The sequence below is a fragment of the Alteromonas sp. 76-1 genome, assembly GCF_900654235.1.
GTDB lineage: Bacteria > Pseudomonadota > Gammaproteobacteria > Enterobacterales > Alteromonadaceae > Alteromonas > Alteromonas naphthalenivorans.
In genome coordinates this window covers 1,874,153-1,892,123 of sequence record NZ_LR136958.1, presented here as the reverse complement: position 1 = coordinate 1,892,123, position 17,971 = coordinate 1,874,153, and the positions used below count along the sequence as shown (strand labels likewise).

Annotated in this window: 11 protein-coding genes and 4 tRNA genes; 3 read left to right on the top strand and 12 right to left on the bottom strand. The window is 44.2% G+C overall.

Annotation, left to right across the window (positions count from 1 at the left end; all coding sequences use genetic code 11):
* On the bottom strand, positions 1-2,667 hold the full coding sequence (topA, locus tag ALT761_RS07945; protein ID WP_013784485.1) for a type I DNA topoisomerase: 2,667 nt from the start codon (positions 2,665-2,667) through the stop codon (positions 1-3).
* 398 nt (positions 2,668-3,065) lie between these two features.
* Between topA and astB the strand changes: the two genes are divergently transcribed.
* Positions 3,066-4,406: an N-succinylarginine dihydrolase gene (gene astB, locus ALT761_RS07940; protein ID WP_129737823.1), complete on the top strand. Its 1,341-nt coding sequence runs from the start codon at positions 3,066-3,068 to the stop codon at positions 4,404-4,406.
* A gap of 60 nt (positions 4,407-4,466) precedes the next feature.
* On the opposite strand, the gene ALT761_RS07935 is transcribed toward astB, so the two are convergent.
* Positions 4,467-7,076 carry a beta strand repeat-containing protein gene (locus ALT761_RS07935; protein WP_232043563.1) on the bottom strand — a complete coding sequence of 870 codons (2,610 nt, stop codon included), beginning with the start codon at positions 7,074-7,076 and terminating at the stop codon, positions 4,467-4,469.
* A 108-nt stretch (positions 7,077-7,184) separates the two neighbouring features.
* On the opposite strand from ALT761_RS07935, the gene ALT761_RS07930 reads away from it, so the two are divergent.
* Complete coding sequence (locus tag ALT761_RS07930; RefSeq protein WP_129737821.1) at positions 7,185-8,531, top strand: dicarboxylate/amino acid:cation symporter; 1,347 nt, start codon at positions 7,185-7,187, stop codon at positions 8,529-8,531.
* Between the two features lie 294 nt (positions 8,532-8,825).
* On the opposite strand, the gene lolE is transcribed toward ALT761_RS07930, so the two are convergent.
* From lolE to dnaQ, 9 genes are all read right to left on the bottom strand, one after another.
* On the bottom strand, positions 8,826-10,052 hold the full coding sequence (gene lolE / locus ALT761_RS07925; protein WP_129737819.1) for a lipoprotein-releasing ABC transporter permease subunit LolE: 1,227 nt from the start codon (positions 10,050-10,052) through the stop codon (positions 8,826-8,828).
* Positions 10,052-10,747: a lipoprotein-releasing ABC transporter ATP-binding protein LolD gene (lolD, locus tag ALT761_RS07920; protein ID WP_129737817.1), complete on the bottom strand. Its 696-nt coding sequence runs from the start codon at positions 10,745-10,747 to the stop codon at positions 10,052-10,054. Before lolD ends, lolE begins: the two co-directional genes overlap by 1 nt.
* A 65-nt stretch (positions 10,748-10,812) precedes the next feature.
* Positions 10,813-12,375: an EAL domain-containing protein gene (locus tag ALT761_RS07915; protein ID WP_129737815.1), complete on the bottom strand. Its 1,563-nt coding sequence runs from the start codon at positions 12,373-12,375 to the stop codon at positions 10,813-10,815.
* 534 nt (positions 12,376-12,909) lie between these two features.
* Positions 12,910-12,986: transfer RNA gene (locus ALT761_RS07910), tRNA-Asp, on the bottom strand.
* A gap of 31 nt (positions 12,987-13,017) precedes the next feature.
* Positions 13,018-13,094 (bottom strand) — tRNA-Asp (locus ALT761_RS07905).
* 33 nt (positions 13,095-13,127) lie between these two features.
* A tRNA-Asp gene (locus ALT761_RS07900) sits at positions 13,128-13,204 on the bottom strand.
* Positions 13,205-13,231: 27 nt separating this feature from the next.
* Positions 13,232-13,308 (bottom strand) — tRNA-Asp (locus ALT761_RS07895).
* Between the two features lie 333 nt (positions 13,309-13,641).
* Positions 13,642-15,135: a TIGR03503 family protein gene (locus tag ALT761_RS07890; RefSeq protein ID WP_129737813.1), complete on the bottom strand. Its 1,494-nt coding sequence runs from the start codon at positions 15,133-15,135 to the stop codon at positions 13,642-13,644.
* A gap of 89 nt (positions 15,136-15,224) precedes the next feature.
* The gene (gene dnaQ, locus ALT761_RS07885; RefSeq protein WP_013784493.1) at positions 15,225-15,941 is read right to left on the bottom strand and encodes a DNA polymerase III subunit epsilon; all 717 of its coding nucleotides are present in this window, start codon (positions 15,939-15,941) and stop codon (positions 15,225-15,227) included.
* A 103-nt stretch (positions 15,942-16,044) separates the two neighbouring features.
* Between dnaQ and rnhA the strand changes: the two genes are divergently transcribed.
* Complete coding sequence (gene rnhA / locus ALT761_RS07880) at positions 16,045-16,512, top strand: ribonuclease HI (protein WP_057792430.1); 468 nt, start codon at positions 16,045-16,047, stop codon at positions 16,510-16,512.
* Positions 16,513-16,635: 123 nt separating this feature from the next.
* Here the strand turns inward: rnhA and ALT761_RS07875 are convergent, their stop codons facing one another.
* Positions 16,636-17,613: an NAD(P)H-quinone oxidoreductase gene (locus tag ALT761_RS07875; protein ID WP_129737811.1), complete on the bottom strand. Its 978-nt coding sequence runs from the start codon at positions 17,611-17,613 to the stop codon at positions 16,636-16,638.
* Positions 17,614-17,971: the final 358 nt, after the last annotated feature.

The following is a 17,971-nucleotide window of genomic DNA, read 5'->3' as shown; positions in this document are numbered from 1 at the left end:
TTATTTCTTTTTGGCTTTCGCTTTGGTTTTAGCAGCAGGTTTACTGGCGGCTTGTGTTTCCCACTTACCGTCGTTATACCATGCAGACCAACCCGTAGCTTTACCCGCTTCATTTTCCGACATCACATATTGCTGCTTGGTCTTACGACTGTAGCGAACGATAGCAAGGTTACCTTCCGGATCTTTTTGCGGTGCATCGGCCAGATAATAGAATTTTTCAGAAATTCTATCTCTGAAGCGCGCCAGCTCTTCCACTTTTGGTGCACGCGTTTCCCGAGATTTAGGGAAGTTATGCGCCGCCATGAAAATACCCGAAGCACCGTCACGTAATACAAAGTGCGCATCCGATTTTTCACAAGGAAGTTCTGGTAAATCTACCGGATCTTCTTTAGGTGGCGCAGCCTCACCGTTACGTAACAACTTACGCGTATTCTTACATTCTTCATTGGTACAACCGAAGTATTTACCAAAGCGACCGTTTTTCAGCTCCATGTCACTGCCACACTTATCACATTCGATAATGGGGCCGTCGTAACCTTTGATCTTGAACGTACCGGTTTCCACTAAGGTACCTTCGCAGGTTGGTGTATTACCACACACATGCAACTTACGGGTTTCGTCCACTAAGTAGCTGTCCATAGCAGTACTGCATATAGGACAACGCTTCTTAGCACGTAACGCTTCGGTTTCTAACTCTTCTTCGTCATCTACTTTCACCACTTCATCACCTGGTGTCAGGTTCATGGTGTTAGTGCAGCGTTCTTTTGGCGGTAAGTTATAACCAGAGCATCCAAGGAATACACCGGTAGACGCCGTACGCACGTTCATTTCACGTCCGCATTTGTCACACGTAATGCCAGCAGGAATAGCTTGATTAAGGCGCATTCCGCCTTCTTCAGGGGCTTTCTCGGCATTAAGCAACTTGCCATAAAAATCGCTGTAGAAAAGGTTAAGTACGTCTTTCCAATCTTTGTTACCTTCCGCTATATCATCAAGCTGTTGCTCCATGTTGGCGGTGAAGTCGAAACTCATAAGGTCATCAAAATTTTCCATCAAACGGTCGTTAACGATTTCACCCATTTTTTCAGCATAAAAACGCTTATTTTCAAGGCGAACGTAACCGCGATCTTGAATGGTAGAAATGATACTTGCGTATGTAGAAGGTCGGCCAATGCCGCGTTTTTCTAACTCTTTTACCAAAGACGCTTCGTTAAAACGCGCCACTGGTTTGGTAAAGTGCTGCTTGGGATCAAGCGCATTTAAGTTTAATACATCACCTTTTTGAACATCAGGCAGCATTAACTCTTCTTCACCTTTTTTGCGAAGCTGTGGTTGAACACGTGTCCAGCCGTCAAACTTCAACACACGACCTTTCGCCGTTAACTCGTAATTACCTGCACCCACTCTAATAGTGGTGGCATCGTATTTAGCTGGCGTCATTTGACACGCAACAAACTGGCGCCAAATAAGCTCGTAAAGGCGTTGAGCGTCACGCTCCATATCACCTAAATGCGCAGCATTTACCTTAACACTTGAAGGACGAATCGCTTCGTGCGCTTCTTGTGCGCCTTCTTTGCTACCATAACGATTAGGCGATTCTGGTAGGTATTGGCTGCCGAAATTATCATCGATATAGGCGCGGCAATTATCGAGTGCTTCTTGGCTCAAGTTTGTTGAGTCAGTACGCATGTAAGTGATGTAACCCGCTTCATACAAGCGCTGCGCCATCATCATGGTTTTCTTAACACCAAAACCTAAACGGGTACTCGCAGCTTGTTGCAACGTTGAGGTAATAAACGGTGCTGAAGGTCGGCTAGACGTAGGCTTAGATTCACGGCTTTCAACTAAGTACTTAGCGCCATTTAAATCTTCTAATGCTTTGTCTGCTTGCGCTTTATTAACCGGTTTAAACGCTTTACCTTCATGCTTGGCTACTAACATACGCAGCGCTGCTTTTTGCTCACTGGTTAAGTCTGCATGAATATCCCAAAACTCTTCTGGAACAAATGCTTTAATCTCGCGTTCACGGTCAACGACTAGACGTACAGCTACCGACTGAACTCGGCCAGCAGATAAACCACGTGCTATCTTTTTCCAAAGTAGCGGCGACACCATGAAGCCCACAACGCGGTCGAGGAAACGTCTTGCTTGCTGTGCATTTACGCGAGCAACGTTCACTTCACCTGGGTCTGAGAAGGCTTCTTGAATGGCGTTTTTAGTAATTTCGTTAAACACCACGCGCTGATAGGTTTTGCCTTTACTGCCCAGCAACTCTTGTAAGTGCCACGCAATAGCTTCCCCTTCTCTATCCAAATCCGTTGCGAGATAGATAGTGTCAGCGTCTTTGGCCAAGCGTTTAAGCTCGTTAACCACTTTTTCTTTACCCTGTAAAACCTGATAGTGGGCTTTCCAGTTTTGTTCTGGGTCTACACCCATGCGGTCAACGAGTTTTAAATATTCATGTCTGCGAAGGTATTCTTGCTTGTCTTCTTCGCTATAAGTTTTGAGTTCTTTCGCTGGCTTTTTGGGCTCAACTTTGCCCAATGCCTTCGTAGGCAGATCGCGAACATGGCCGACAGAACTTTTTACGATAAAATCTTTACCAAGATATTTATTTATCGTTTTCGCTTTGGCTGGCGACTCGACTATGACTAGAGATTTTGCCATATAATTGAATTAAACCTATTGATTCTAAAGGACTATTTTAGTCATTCTCAAAGATAAAGGGCCCGTAGACTGTGCCATTGCGGTGCCCGTGCTTTTTTAACATATATCGACAAAGTGAATGGAAAACAAGATCTTCTTAATAGTTATTCTTCCCATTGCTTCAATCGCGTGCAATTCCTGTTCACTTTTCAACCACCTTGATTGGCAAGGCGCATAAAAACCGTATAATGCCAGCCATTATGCCTTTGCGCCTAGTAATTAACAGGCATTTATTATGCTTATTAATTCGCGGCTAACAAAAAATGAGACGTTAGCTTCACTATAAATACTCCCCAAATCATGGGTTGTGCATTTATAGGGTAGCGGTCAAACGCTCAAACACCAAATAGAGGGAAAGTATGAAGCAATTTGAAGTTAACTTTGATGGGCTTGTTGGCCCAACCCACAACTACGCCGGACTCTCGTTTGGCAATGTTGCTTCTCTGAACAATGCCAATGCAGTTAGCAGCCCTAAACAAGCAGCTAAACAAGGTTTACTAAAAATGAAAGCCTTGTCTGACATGGGCATGATGCAAGGTGTACTTGCCCCTCAAGAACGCCCAGACATAGCAGCATTACGTCGACTCGGCTTTTCTGGTTCAGATGCCAGAGTGCTAGAAAGCGCTGCAAAGCAATCTAGAGAGATTTTCTTAGCATGTTGCTCTGCATCAAGCATGTGGACAGCAAACGCCGCCACAGTCTCTCCAAGCGCTGATACGGCCGATGGTCGCGTGCATTTTACACCTGCAAACTTAACAAACAAGTTTCATCGTTCATTAGAACCGCAAGTGACGGGTAATATTTTAAAAGCGACCTTCGCAAACGAAAAACATTTTGCCCACCATTTACATTTGCCGGATAACGAACATTTTGGTGACGAAGGTGCAGCAAACCACACTCGCTTGTGTTCCGATTACAGCCACGCTGGAGTAGAGCTCTTTGTATACGGCCGTCACGCTTTCGACCCAAGTAAACCCGCCCCCACTAAATTCCCTGCCCGCCAAACACTAGAAGCATGCCAAGCTGTTGCTCGCTTGCATGGGTTAAGCGAAGAAGGCGTGGTGTACATGCAGCAAAACCCTGATGTTATCGACCAAGGGGTTTTCCATAACGATGTGATTGCCGTAGGCAACCAAAACGTACTGTTCTACCACGACCAAGCCTTTTATAAAAAGGACGCCGGGCTAAAAGAACTACAAACTAAGTTTGGTGATTCCCCCCTTCATCTTATTGAAGTGCCTACTGATGAGGTGTCGGTAAAAGATGCAATTAAAACGTATCTTTTCAATACCCAAATCATCACCCTACCAAGCGGTGACATGACGATTATTGCGCCAACAAACTGCGAAGAAAACGATGCGGTTAAGCGTTATTTAGACAAACTAGTTACTTTGGGCACGCCGATAAAATCGGTAAACTATTTTGATGTAAAGCAAAGTATGCGCAATGGTGGCGGCCCTGCGTGCTTGCGTTTACGTGTAGCCATGAACGACCAAGAACTTGATGCGGTAAACCCAGCGACCTTAATTAACGACATGCAATTTGCGCGTCTTAACAAATGGGTAGATAAACACTACCGTGATGAACTTACTGAAGACGATTTACGCGATCCGCAGTTACTGATTGAATCACGTACTGCACTGGATGAACTTACTCAGCTATTAAAGCTTGGTTCTGTGTATCCATTCCAGCAAGATTAGTTATTGTTTTGCATATGAAAAAGCCGGCTTACGCCGGCTTTTTTGTTAGTTGAAATGGTATTAATTAATAGTACTGCAATTGGCTTCAGATCCAAATGGGTTCGCAGGTAAGCCTGCCCCTTCATTGGTTAAGTCGTCTGAAGAAATCCCTAAACTGTAATAGTGATTTTGACTTGCTTCACTACCTGTAGACTGACCGAAAATAGTAATCACAATATTATACCAACCACCGTAACTTGCCGGATAGCGATACTCTAATTCGGCCTGACCATTTTCGTCAGTTACGCTTGTATCAGCAAACGTTAAGGTACCTACAATACCGGGAGTTAAGAACCCGTCACTATTAGTATCTTCACCTAAATCCAGTAACCCGTCACCATTGTCATCTTCTCCCGGATCCAGATCACCGTTACCGTTATCATCCTCTCCTAAATAGAGAATTCCATCACCGTCAATATCTTCATTCTGACAGGTAGCAGTAACATACAGAACATGAATGGACTCGTCTTCATTCCAATCCGAAAAACCCTTTCTATATGTTCCGCCATCGCTGTACTTGACTGGCGTACCTGAAGCAGTTAACTCAACGCCACTGACAGGTCGTCCAGCAGAGTCAGATACGAAAACAGCAAAGCGTTTTAAGTACGTGGTTGAGTCAGGCTCTTCTAGTGAGTTACCCGTACCAATTGAAATATCAAATGCTCTATCACCCACTGTCATATAGACCAAATCAGAGATAGATTCATCGCTAGCCACTTCAGCGCGAATAATCACAGCATCTTCACTTGAAGGCGCACCTGAGGTAAATACCGTAGACGCTATACCGCTGCTGTCGGTAGTAGATTGAGAAGGTGAAATAGAACCAGTAGATACATCATCAACGTTGAAGTTAACCACGGTATTTTTAACTAGGTTACCTGAAGGGTCTCTAACAACTGCGGTAATAGTACTGGTTTGCCCATCAGGGCCAATCAGGTCAGGTGTAGCATCAGCTATCAAGGTGAACGGTTCAACCGCAATAAACTCTACTTGCGCAACCGCATTCACCGTAGACTCATTACCAGACTCAGTACCTGTGGCAGTAATGGAAGCAAAACCGGCGTTGTCAGACTCTATTGAGATAGAGGCAATACCTTCAGCATCGGTGGTGACAAGCGCTGCGCCAATAATCTCTCCGCGAGAAGCACTAAATGTCACGTTATTACCCACAGCTGGAGTACCATCTTGTAGCCATTGAACACTGATTGTGGCCGCTTCGTTCAATGATATTTCTTCATCTGGCAGTACCACAAAGCTAAATTCGTCTTGTTGAACCTCTAATTCAAATTCTACTGAGGCATTAAGTGACGAAGCAGTGATCGTATCTTCACCCGAAGTAGTTGCTGTGTAAGTGATAGTCGCTTGACCATCAGCCCCCGTATTAACCGAAGTTTCACTTAGAGAGCCATTCGCTGCTTCTAGTAGGATAGTTTGATTAACAATGGCTACCCCATCAGAATCTTGTACACGCAACGTATATTCGGCGGTGTCATTCAATATAACTGAATTTGCACCATTAATAGTCACTTCGGTGCCGGTGATCAAAATATCAACGGTTTCAACTAATGCGCCGGTTTGAGCCGTTAGCGTTACCGTGCGATTCGACGCATCATTCTGAGTAGACACTAACGCTCTGGCAGTACCATCGGCGGTGGTGGTAGATTGGGTTAGCTGCAATTCGACACCAGCTTCATTGCTAGCAGAAAAGTTAACCTCAACGCCTTCCATCAACACGCTTTGTTCGTTTTTAATTAATGCGATAAGTTCGATATCGTCAGAGCCACTAGAGGCCAACTGAACCGCACTTGCATATAATTGTAAAGATGCAGGGTCTTCGCTAACGGTAACACTTCCAGTAGAACTGAAGGTAGTCGTGTCACTTTCAAGGGTTGAAAGTGTCGCTGTTAATTCGCCATCTCCCGATGCAGTGCCAACAGCCAAGCTGATACTCGCAATACCGCTCTCGTTAGTACGGGCAGTCCCTGTATCATTTCCAAAAACAGCTAATTCATCATTGCTTAGTGTGAAGGTAACAATTAAGTCTTCTTGTGGCTCACCTTCACTGTTCAATACCGTAGCTACTGCGGTTAAGCTATTTTCTGAAGACAAGTCACTGTCTGATTCACCTGCGGCATTTTGCAATGCCAACGATACCGTAGTTGCTGGGTCAACCGTTGCGCTGCCCACTGCCGAAAAAGTAGTAGAGCCGGTTTCACCGCTGCTCAAGCTACCTGTTATCTCACCATCACCTGAGGCAGTGCTGGCATTAATGGTAATTCTTGCTACCCCGCTGTCGTCAGTTCGCGCTGTACCGGTGTCGTTTCCGAACACCGCAAGGTCGGTATTACTTAATGCAAACGTGACAAGTTGGTCGGCTTGGGCAACGCCGTCGGTATCGGTAACAGTGGCAATAACGGTAAGAGAATTGTCGGCGGTTAGGTTGCGGTCGGTTTCGCCGCTGGCGTTTTGAACGGTTAATACGACATTAACAGTAGCGGAGGAACCACTGCCATCATCTGATCCATCGCTATCATCTCTAGAGACTGAATCGCCTCCGCCACATGCTGCTAGTATAAAAATTGTACTAAATAGCCAGAGTGTCTTAGACAAGACGCGCATAATTTGTCGCATAATTCGTTCCTGAACCTTTATAAATGACAATTGGGTCGTTTTTTATGTTTTAAAATCAATAGAATCTGTCACACTAAATAAAAATATAAAAATGTACAGGGAATTTTAATGTCTCAATCTGCACATAAATTTAGTTTAACCACCAGAATCTTTATCGGCATGATTGCCGGTATCGTGATAGGTGTGCTTCTTCAACTATTGTTCGATGATAGCGGAGATTTCACGTTTTCGGTATTTGGTTTCCAGTTCTCTGCGTATAGCATTTTTGTAGATGGTATATTTTCTACCCTTGGGCAGATTTTTATCGCTAGTTTAAAGATGTTGGTGGTGCCACTAGTATTTGTTTCGCTTATATGTGGTACCAGTACCCTGTCCGACCCTAGTAAATTAGGTCGGTTAGGCGCTAAGTCTGTTGGTCTTTATGTTGTCACGACTGCAATAGCAATCACACTGGCCATGAGTATGGCTTTACTTATTTCACCAGGAGAAGGCTTAAACCTAACCACTGAAACGTCATTTGAAGCGAAAACTGCACCAAGTTTGGGTGACGTTATCGTTAATATGTTTCCTAGTAACCCTATTAACTCGATGGCGCAAGGCAACATGCTTCAGATCATCGTGTTTGCAGTGTTATTCGGTATTTCTATGGCGATGACTGGCGAAGCAGGCAAACGTGTCAGTGCGTTTTTTGAAGACATCAACACGGTTATCATGCGTCTTGTCACCATCATCATGAACCTTGCGCCTTACGGCGTGTTTGTATTGATGGCTAAACTGTTCTCTACCATTGGTAGCGACACTATCTTTAGCTTGGCCAAATACTTCTTCTTAGTATTTGGCGTGCTGATCATCCATGGTTTAGTAACCTACTCAATACTGCTTAAACTTTTAAGCGGCTTGAGCCCAATTGTTCTACTAAAGAAAATGCGCGATGCCGCCTTGTTTGCATTTAGTACTTCAAGCAGTAGCGCTACGCTGCCAGTCACCATGGAAACGGCGCGAAATAAATTGGGTATTAACAATTCAGTAGCGTCTTTCACCCTTCCTTTAGGTGCAACCATCAATATGGATGGCACCGCTATTATGCAGGGTGTGGCTACCGTATTTATCGCTCAAGTTTATGGCGTTGATTTGAGTTTAAGCGATTACATGATGGTAGTGTTAACCGCTACCCTAGCTTCTATCGGTACGGCGGGTGTGCCAGGTGTAGGCTTAATCATGCTAGCCATGGTACTACAGCAAGTTAACCTGCCAGTTGAAGGTATCGCCCTGATTATTGGTGTCGACCGCTTACTTGATATGACCCGTACTGCAGTTAACATTACAGGTGACTGTATGGTGTCGTGTGTTGTCGCGAAAAGCGAAGGTGGGCTTGATGAAGATATTTATTACAATGAACATGCCGGTGAAAAAGAAGAAGATGTGAATTTTAGCGAGTTTGACAAAAACGCTTAATTCCTTCATCGCATTCGAACTACACAAAAGGGTTAGCATCGCTAACCCTTTTTTATTGCTTATAGGTCTTGCCATCACCCAGTGCAAATACATTGTACAATTGCATTGTACTGACAATCTCAATACATATCGGTAAGTGAATGACCAAGGGTATTCATGCTGTAATACGCTCAATCAAAGGCTTCAGTGTGCGTCTAGCTATGGTTATCATCTACAACTTTTAATAGCTAAGATTATTGCTAGCTAGTCATACTAGCGATGACATTTACCCCCTATACCTAAACCCCAACACCGTTAATGAAGGGATTGAGAAGGAGACACTTTTGTCGCTTTATGGGCTGGGTACCAGGTTGCTAGTACGGACATGATGATGGCGACCACACAGGTGACTACCACGTCTTGCCACATAAGTGCGGAAGGTAAAAAGTCGATAAAATAAATATCGCCTGACAACACTTCAACCCCAAAAACACCTTCTAAAAACTTCACAATAGTAGAAAGATTAGGGGCAATAATAATTGCAAGGGTTACCCCTACCACTATGCCAATGAGTCCGTTCAGCACACCTTGAAACATAAACGTGCGCCGGATTAGTGTATCGGTTGCGCCCATGGTTTTTAAAATAGCAATGGCAGGTTGCTTTTCTCGTACCGCCATTACTAATGAAGACACAATATTAAAACAGGCAACGGCAATCACCAGCACCAACGCAATATACACAACAGTGCGAACGAGCTGAATGTCGTTGTACAAATGACCTTGGGTTCGCGTCCAGTCAGACATATAGACCGCTTGAGGGTAGTTATAACCTATATCTCGCATGGTGATATAGGCCGAAAACGGATCGTGTAATGTGAAGCGCATACCCAATGCTTGGCCCTCTATGCCAGCGGCCGCGGTAGCTTTTGCAAGGTGCATCAGCCCCAATTGGTTATCAAGCTCCCCACCAACATGCATAAAGCCAGCAACGGTTAAGGTTATTGATGTGGGTGCACTAAAGCGTAAATCTTTCGTAGTGACGGGAATAAGTGCCTGTACGGTATCGCCCACCACGATATTAAGCTTATTGGCAATTCCCTTACCTATCAGCACACTGTCACTGTTTAGCGCGAAGTTTTGCCAGTGCTCGTCCGTTACTTGTCGGCTAAATGTGTTTTCTGCGTCTGCCGCAATGCCCGTCAATGAAATCGCCTTTAACTCACCTTTGAATTGCAACATACCGGTAAGTTCTGTGTAAGGTTCAACCTTGGCAATTCTGGGGTCTTGGTTCAGGCGGTAAAGCTGCGCATCTAAGTTCTCAATACCCGTCCTATCGGTGCTGTATAACTCGCCATGAGGAATAACAGTTAAAATTCGCTGCGTTAGCTCTCGCTCAAAACCATTCATTACGCTTAATAAGATAATTAACACGAAACAACCAAGCCCTATACCTACGGTAGACGACATAGAAATAAATGAGATGAAACGATTTTGGACCTTGGCTTGACGAAATCGTTTAGCAAGTTGCCATGCCAGCGCCACTAGGATTGTTCCTCAGTGACTGCGTTAAGTAATTCACCATCTTTAATGCGAAGTACTCTGTCCATACGGTTAGCAAGGGTAATATCGTGCGTTACTATCACAAAGGCCGTTTGTTTTTGCTCACTTAAACGTTTTAACAGCTGATAAATCTGCTCCCCTGTACTGGCATCTAAATTACCGGTTGGTTCATCAGCAAGAACAACTGAAGGAGATGTGACCAATGCCCGGGCGATGGCGACCCGTTGGCGTTCGCCGCCTGAGAGCGCGCTAGGCAAGTGATCTGCACGATGAGAAAGCCCTACATCATTAAGTAAGGCGTTTGCTTTCGCATTAGCGGTACTCGCACTCTCGCCGCCAATGCGAAGGGGCATGGCAACATTTTCAAGTGCAGTAAATTCACCTAGCAAATGATGGAATTGGTAAATAAAACCCATTTCTTTGTTTCGCAAGGCGGCAAGTTGTTTAGCATTTAGATGAGTAAGCGACTCGCCTTTAAACCACACCTCACCACTTGTGGGTGTGTCTAAGCCCCCAAGCAAATGCAGCAAGGTACTTTTTCCAGAGCCAGAGCTACCTAAAATGGCAACATGCTCTCCCGCATTTATAGAAAGTGAAATGTTATTTAGAACAGGCGTGCTGTTGTCGCCTTCTTGATAAATTTTACAAATTTTGCGGCAATGTAATACGTCCTGCATGCAGCCGTTCTTCGTCTTTTAACAATAACTGCATGGTATCGCGGAACGACAGACACGCCAACCGATTAATGGGTTTGGAAAGACAGCTCAATCGTATTTGCTAAATTCTCAACCGTTTGCGGTTTACCAAATAACCACCCTTGCCCGTACTCCACATTCATGTTCACAAGCTCTCGTCGCTGCTCATTGTTCTCAACTCCCTCAGCAATCAAGGTCACTTTCAGCTCATCAGCAATATTAACGATATGGGGTATCAACGATGAACGAATACTGTGATCTTCCATGTCCATCACGAAACTACGATCTATTTTTAAAAACTCACATTTTAAAGATTTCAGTTGGCTAAGGTTTGAATAACCTACGCCAAAGTCATCGATGGCAACCCAAAACCCCCGACTTCGAAGGGCTTTAATATGTTTTGCTGCACTGCTTGTCGCAAGCTGTTCATCTTCGATGATTTCCAGCACAAGCTTAAAATTTTTGTTATTTAAATCTAGCACCCAATCCAAATCGATTAATTCATCTTGCATAAAATCCGACGGGAATAAATTAAACGACACCTTGAAACCTTCAGGAATGTTGGCGCATCGATTTAATTCATCCATTGCCGATTTTATCATCACAGTAGTAAATTCCCATGTTTTGCCAATATCTCTCACTTGGGAAATAAAGTCATCAGGAAAGATAGGGCCATATTCATCTTCAAAACGACTCAAAACCTCACAGCCTACTACTTCTCCTGTGTCTAAGTTTACAAACGGTTGGTACAAACAATAAAACTTCCCTGATTTCAGCCCACGGTTTATCCGCGATTCTAAGGAACGTATGCGTCGCAAGTAATTGAAGGTGAGCATATGGGATAAAGCAGCTGCCATTAACATGATGCAGATAAAGAGCACTAATTTGCCCTTGTGAATTTTAAATATTCTGGCTTCATCAGGTACTACGGTTAGACATACTTCGGAGTAATATTTTTCACATTTAATTATTCTGAGGGAAAAATAGTCGGTACTAAGACTGCGTCCCTCTCGCCCCGTTATAGAAGGCGTTAATCGGGGGCTGCCTGCCATATGGTAAAGTTGCTCACCGTTATAAAAAAGCGCCCAATCTCGACCGAAATTCAGACCGATAACCCCGTCTAAATCTAACACGGCGTTATAACGCCCCCGCTTCGCGATGGTGCCTTTAGATTGATTATCGAACAACTCTAAAGGTGTATTTATCCAAAATGCATCCCCTAATGCCGTAACAAAATCTGGAACAGCTTCATCTATGGGTTGCTTTAATACCCCAAGATAGGTGCTGCACAATAACTTCCCATCACCAAAGAAACCAATTTCTTTCACGAAACGAGAGCGAAACAAGGTGCGTCGCATTTCGTTTAGATTATCTTCACTACAGGAATAATAAGAATTGGCGATTAAATAGTCTAGTGACGCTTCAGCGTCTTTAAATACCATCCGCACATTGGATAAGATATCTTCGGCACGGGCCTCTTCGTGTTCTTTTATGACTGAGAACATCAGTAGGCCGAGCACAACGCTAACAAGTACAACCGTTAGAAACGATACGGCGATTGCTCTGAGATTGTCAGCGAGTAGATATTGTCTATGCTCATTATTGCTCATTTGTACCACATAAAATTAAGGCGTCTTGTTGTGCATATACACATGAAAGTAGTCGAGAATTTGACTTTTAGCATAATACTTTAGATGAATTTAAGTATTTCAGGGTATTAAGATAAGTTAATGAGGTGAAGAGAATAAAGTTATCTAACGTCCAGATGACACGCAGCCACAATATTATACAAAGCGAGTGGTTTGCTGCTTTGACGAATTATTCAGTTGCCTAACAGTAAGGCGCCATTAAGGGATAGTAATACCAAATATGGGGAAAGGCTTTTATGTGGCAACGACGAACTTTAGGAGAGAAGAACATAGGTACAATAACTATAGATGAAAGAGCTATAGATTAAAGAGCTACAGATTAAAGCACTGTAAGAAAAACAAGGGAAAACTAAGTAAATGAAAAATAGAAGAGGAAGTAGAAGTAGAAAAAATAATAGATGAAACGCAAACAGGATGCCTGCAGCGGTATGAAGTTGATAAAGAAGTTTTATCAATGAGCAGTAGAACCTGCCAAAGTAAATGCTTTCCCGAAAATGGCGGAGCGGACGGGACTCGAACCCGCGACCCCCGGCGTGACAGGCCGGTATTCTAACCAACTGAACTACCGCTCCGCATAATGGGAAAGTGTGCTATTTCGATAAGTGGCGGAGCGGACGGGACTCGAACCCGCGACCCCCGGCGTGACAGGCCGGTATTCTAACCAACTGAACTACCGCTCCACATCATCGAAGAGACACTTTTTTATAACTAAATGGCGGAGCGGACGGGACTCGAACCCGCGACCCCCGGCGTGACAGGCCGGTATTCTAACCAACTGAACTACCGCTCCGTGGCCTTTTAGTTATAGCATTGAAAGTGGCGGAGCGGACGGGACTCGAACCCGCGACCCCCGGCGTGACAGGCCGGTATTCTAACCAACTGAACTACCGCTCCACAATTTCAATGTTATCAGTGAGTTAGTTGAGTTGTTAAAACCCCTTGCCCTCACTGCGGCGCAGATAATACGGTTTAGCCCCTGCAGAGTCAATGCTTTTTATTAATAAAATTGTCATCTGGGCACTGTTTGCACGATAAATAAACACAATGTTGAAATATAATTCAATCAGGCGGGAATTCGTACACATAAAACTAGGACGCTCTTCCCACAGGCCACGCTCACCTTAGGATAGCTTACTTACACTTTTGTATTAATAAATAGCAAAAGAGCTCCTGCTGCTGCGATACAGCCCTATTTAAATGGCCTATTTATTTGCCCTACTCTTTACCCTACTCTGCCGGTTTCGACTTCTTAAACTTTGCCAACAACTTTTTAAAGCCCTTAGGTTCATTATCAAGCGATAAGTCAGATTCAGACACCACTTTCTTCTTGGCCTTTTTATTTTCTTTTTTCGTGGCTGCTTTTGCAGATGCAGGACCACTGGCCTTTCGCCTTTTCAAGATAATCATAACCGCAGCAATAACACCTATTAAAATGATGGTCCCATTCACCGCTAAAATAATCAGGGTTAGCGTGCCTGAATCCATTTCATCATCTTCAGCCATCGACTGTGTATTGTCTTGATTGAGAGATGTTGAACTATCACCCATTGAAAGCGGATCTTCACTGCCATCAACAATAGGGTCTTCGCCGTCAATAAGCGGGTCTATCACTTCTGGCTCAGGCGCTTCAGCCACAAAAGTATATTCAGGAACATCCAGTATGAAGTCTCGGCCTTCTGATGTTGTGCCATAGGCGGTTAATTTAACGCGATAAACCCCTTCTTCATACGCCACAATAAGATGCTCTCGCACACTATCGCCGCCTTCGGTTAACGAAAAGTTTTGAATATCTGCGTTTGGAAATTTAATTTTACCGTCAATCAGGAGTGACTCAATATTAACTAGCTCGCGGTTCACATCAATGAGCAGCGTGTGATAACCGTCTCCCGTGCCATCGGTAGCGTCTAATTCAACATCCACATAAACAGGGTTGTTGTAAAGGATAATGGGTGCACCAATTTGTTCTCGCGTGAACATTGGCGTGTCTACTCGATAAACAGGCTGCCATTTACCTGCTGCAACCTTTAAATTGAATTGGCCAGTGAACACGCCATCCATTGGACGCTCATCCATACCCCGACCGTTATCTTCAAACTTTGCAATTTCTGCATCGTTAGCACCAAAGTTGTCGTAATTAGGGTCATTTGCACTTTCGAACTCAATAGACAATTCCACAACATCACGGAACTGTTGGTTATCTATTTTTTCGCCGCCGTTGGTTAGGTAAGCCGTAGATTTTAATATTTCGCCTGAAAAGAGAATGCTGGGAAGCGATGTGGCGTGAAGCTTAATATCAGAAATGACCATAACCCGACTTGCAGGGTTAACCTGACCTACCGCCTGCCAAGGGCCAGGCATAGGGTTTTCAATAGTGATCATGTCGAAGGTGTCGGCATCGAACCACTTAACGTAGGTCTCGTCCACCCGACCTTGAAATAACTTTGAACCATCGGGGCGAACTAATACTACGGGGGCAGAGCCGTATTCGCGAAAGAAAATCATGGAGACCTCTTTCACGTTGTAATCAATACGAAAACGATTCTGTAATAACTTAATCGAGTTCTCGTATTCATCCCCCAAGTCAGTAATAGGCGAAGGCGCAGTGTCGACTTGCGTGTCCTGTGATGACGGAGCTGGCAGCGAAGTATCTTGTGAAAATACCGTTGAAGTACATCCTAATAGGCACAACGCCAACACTAGTTTCATCACACCTACTCTCACTGTTGCCCGCTCCTTTGGAAATGTATTTTAAAAATGGTTAAGTACGTCTAGCAGCTAAAACAACACACCATAACCTGCACCTGAATTAGCTATGCATCGTTTTGCTCTGGGCGCCACAAACATTTACCCCCTGCTTTTTCTACAATATCTAAACGGGATTCATGCTGTGCTAATTCATCGGCGCTAGCCTTGATAACCTTTAATTTATTTCCGTTTCTGTTCAACCGGCGAAGTGCATCTGATTGGTTTTCACCGCTGCCCTTAGATGCCAAATTAAGCTTTGTCTGCCCACCGGTCATTAGCAGGTAAACGTCGGCGAGTATTTCAGCATCCAGTAATGCCCCGTGAAGCTCACGGTGGCTGTTATCTATGCCATAACGCTTACACAACGCATCTAGGTTATTTTTCTGCCCTGGGTGCATTTTGCGCGCAACCGCCAAGGTATCAAGCACACTACAAATATCTTTGGTGATAACGCCACGGGTTTTCGGTTCCATCCCAAATTCGTGATCCATAAAGCCCACATCGAAGGGCGCGTTATGAATAACCAACTGTGCACCGCGAATAAAATTCACGAAATCTTCAGCGACATCTCTAAATGTAGGTTTGTCGGTTAAGAACTCATTCGTAATACCGTGAACATCTATCGCTTCTTGTTCAATTTGGCGGCCTGGATTAATGTATACATGAAAGTGATTGCCAGTAAGTTTACGGTTAACCAGCTCAACACACCCAATTTCAATCACTCGGTGACCTTCTTTAGGGTCGATACCTGTAGTTTCTGTATCTAGTACAATCTGACGCATGATTCCTCTAATCTTACCTTTTGTTTTTTGATAGTATATCAACCCCTTCGCCACAGGCTAAGGGAAAAGCGAAATATGAAAGTAAATAATTTAAGGACACCCAGTGGCTCAAAAAACCATTCACATTTTTACTGATGGCTCATGCCTTGGAAACCCAGGCCCTGGCGGTTATGGTGCTGTTTTAGTTTATAACAGTCACCGTAAAGAGCTAAGTGGCGGATTCGCGCATACTACCAACAATCGTATGGAATTAATGGCGCCTATTGAAGCATTAAACAGCTTAACTGAGCCCTGCAACGTTGAATTGACGACAGATAGCCAGTATGTGAAAAACGGTATCAATCAATGGATCCACAACTGGCGTAAGAACGGCTGGCGCACATCAGACAAAAAAGCGGTAAAAAATGCCGACCTTTGGAAACGCCTTGATGAAGCAGTGAGCAAGCATAAAATTAATTGGCACTGGGTAAAAGGCCATTCGGGTCACCCTGAAAATGAACGCTGCGATGATTTAGCTCGGGGTGCGGCAGAAGCCAAACCTACAACACCAGACAGTGGCTTTATAGGCTAACTGCGTTAAGAGCTAATGGCTTTGCACGCAAATACCTCTTTAGGTTTGTGATTTTGCAAAAAAGAAAAGGCAGCATTGCCTTTTCTTTTATTACGCTAAATTGTTTTTATGTTTCGCTTCTCACTACCACTCTACAACTATCTTTCCTTGCGTGTCGTTACTTTCTAATCGTGCGTGAGATTTTGCGACATCATTTATTCCGTATACCGTATCTATGTTTACGCTAAGCTCGCCGGTGGTAAATGCAGGTAAACAGGTTGTCGAGAAGTCACTGATAAGTGCGCTTTTGTATTCATCCGTTCTATTGCGCAGCGTAGTACCTTGTATTCTGGCTCGTTTACCCAGCATTAATGCCATATCAAGGTTATCGGCATAACGCCCAGCCAACATGGCGAGGTAAACCACAATGCCATCGCGCTTTAGAATGTGAAGGTTCCGATTTAGATAATCGCCCCCCACCATATCAAGCACCATATTAACGCCTTCAGGCCAATTAGCTTTTATCTCTTCAGCAAAGTTTTTATCTTTATAGTTTATCAGCAGGTTAGCGCCGTTTTGCTGGCAGTGTGCTAGCTTTTCTTGGGATGACGCGGTAACGGCGCTTTCTACTCCCCAATAATGACAAAGCTGAGTAGCAGCTAATCCCACACCACTAGCACCACCGTGAATGAGTACTCGCTCTGCTGGTTTTACATTCGCAATAAGGCGCAAGCATTGAAATGCAGTAAGAAACACCTCGGCAAGCCCTGCCGCCGAGCTATACGGCATGTTTTCGGGAACGCGCATTAAATGCTGCGGGTTAACGGCAACTTGTTGTGCATAACCACCGCCCGCGACCAATCCAAAGACCTTGTCCCCCACTTTCCACTCACTGACGGTAGCGCCAACCTCTATGACCTCACCAGCAACCTCAAGCCCTAAAATTTCACTTTCACCAGGGGGCGGTGGATAGTGCCCTTGTCGTTGCAGTGTATCGGCACGGTTCACACCAAAGGCGTGTACTTGCACTAGCACTTTGTCGTCGGTGAGTACGGGTGCATCAACCTCTGCTATTGTTAGGCCTTCAGGTGCACAGCCTTTTTCGAAGTTTACAAATTGCATTAGTATCCTCTTTTTTGGAATTTCACTGGGGGTGCAGTGTGTTTTTGCACGTTAGTGATAGCATGAATAAATACGTTAACCTATGACTACGTGGATGATAATTTTAAGTGCATAATTGAGTTTACAATTTTAGCCTCATATCACTAACACCTATCTTATTGTGCAAAATTAGACTTCAAATAATGTAACGTAATGCGATTAAAACAAAACTCATGATCACCAATAGTTTGTTATAACTTTATGTGTTTCCACTCGCCTGCGCGGCCTAAACAACTTTCTATCAAACTTAGTAAAATAGCTAACTTCTGGTCAGTAAACGGGGTAATCATTCGCATAGGCAACGCTTTATCGCTATACT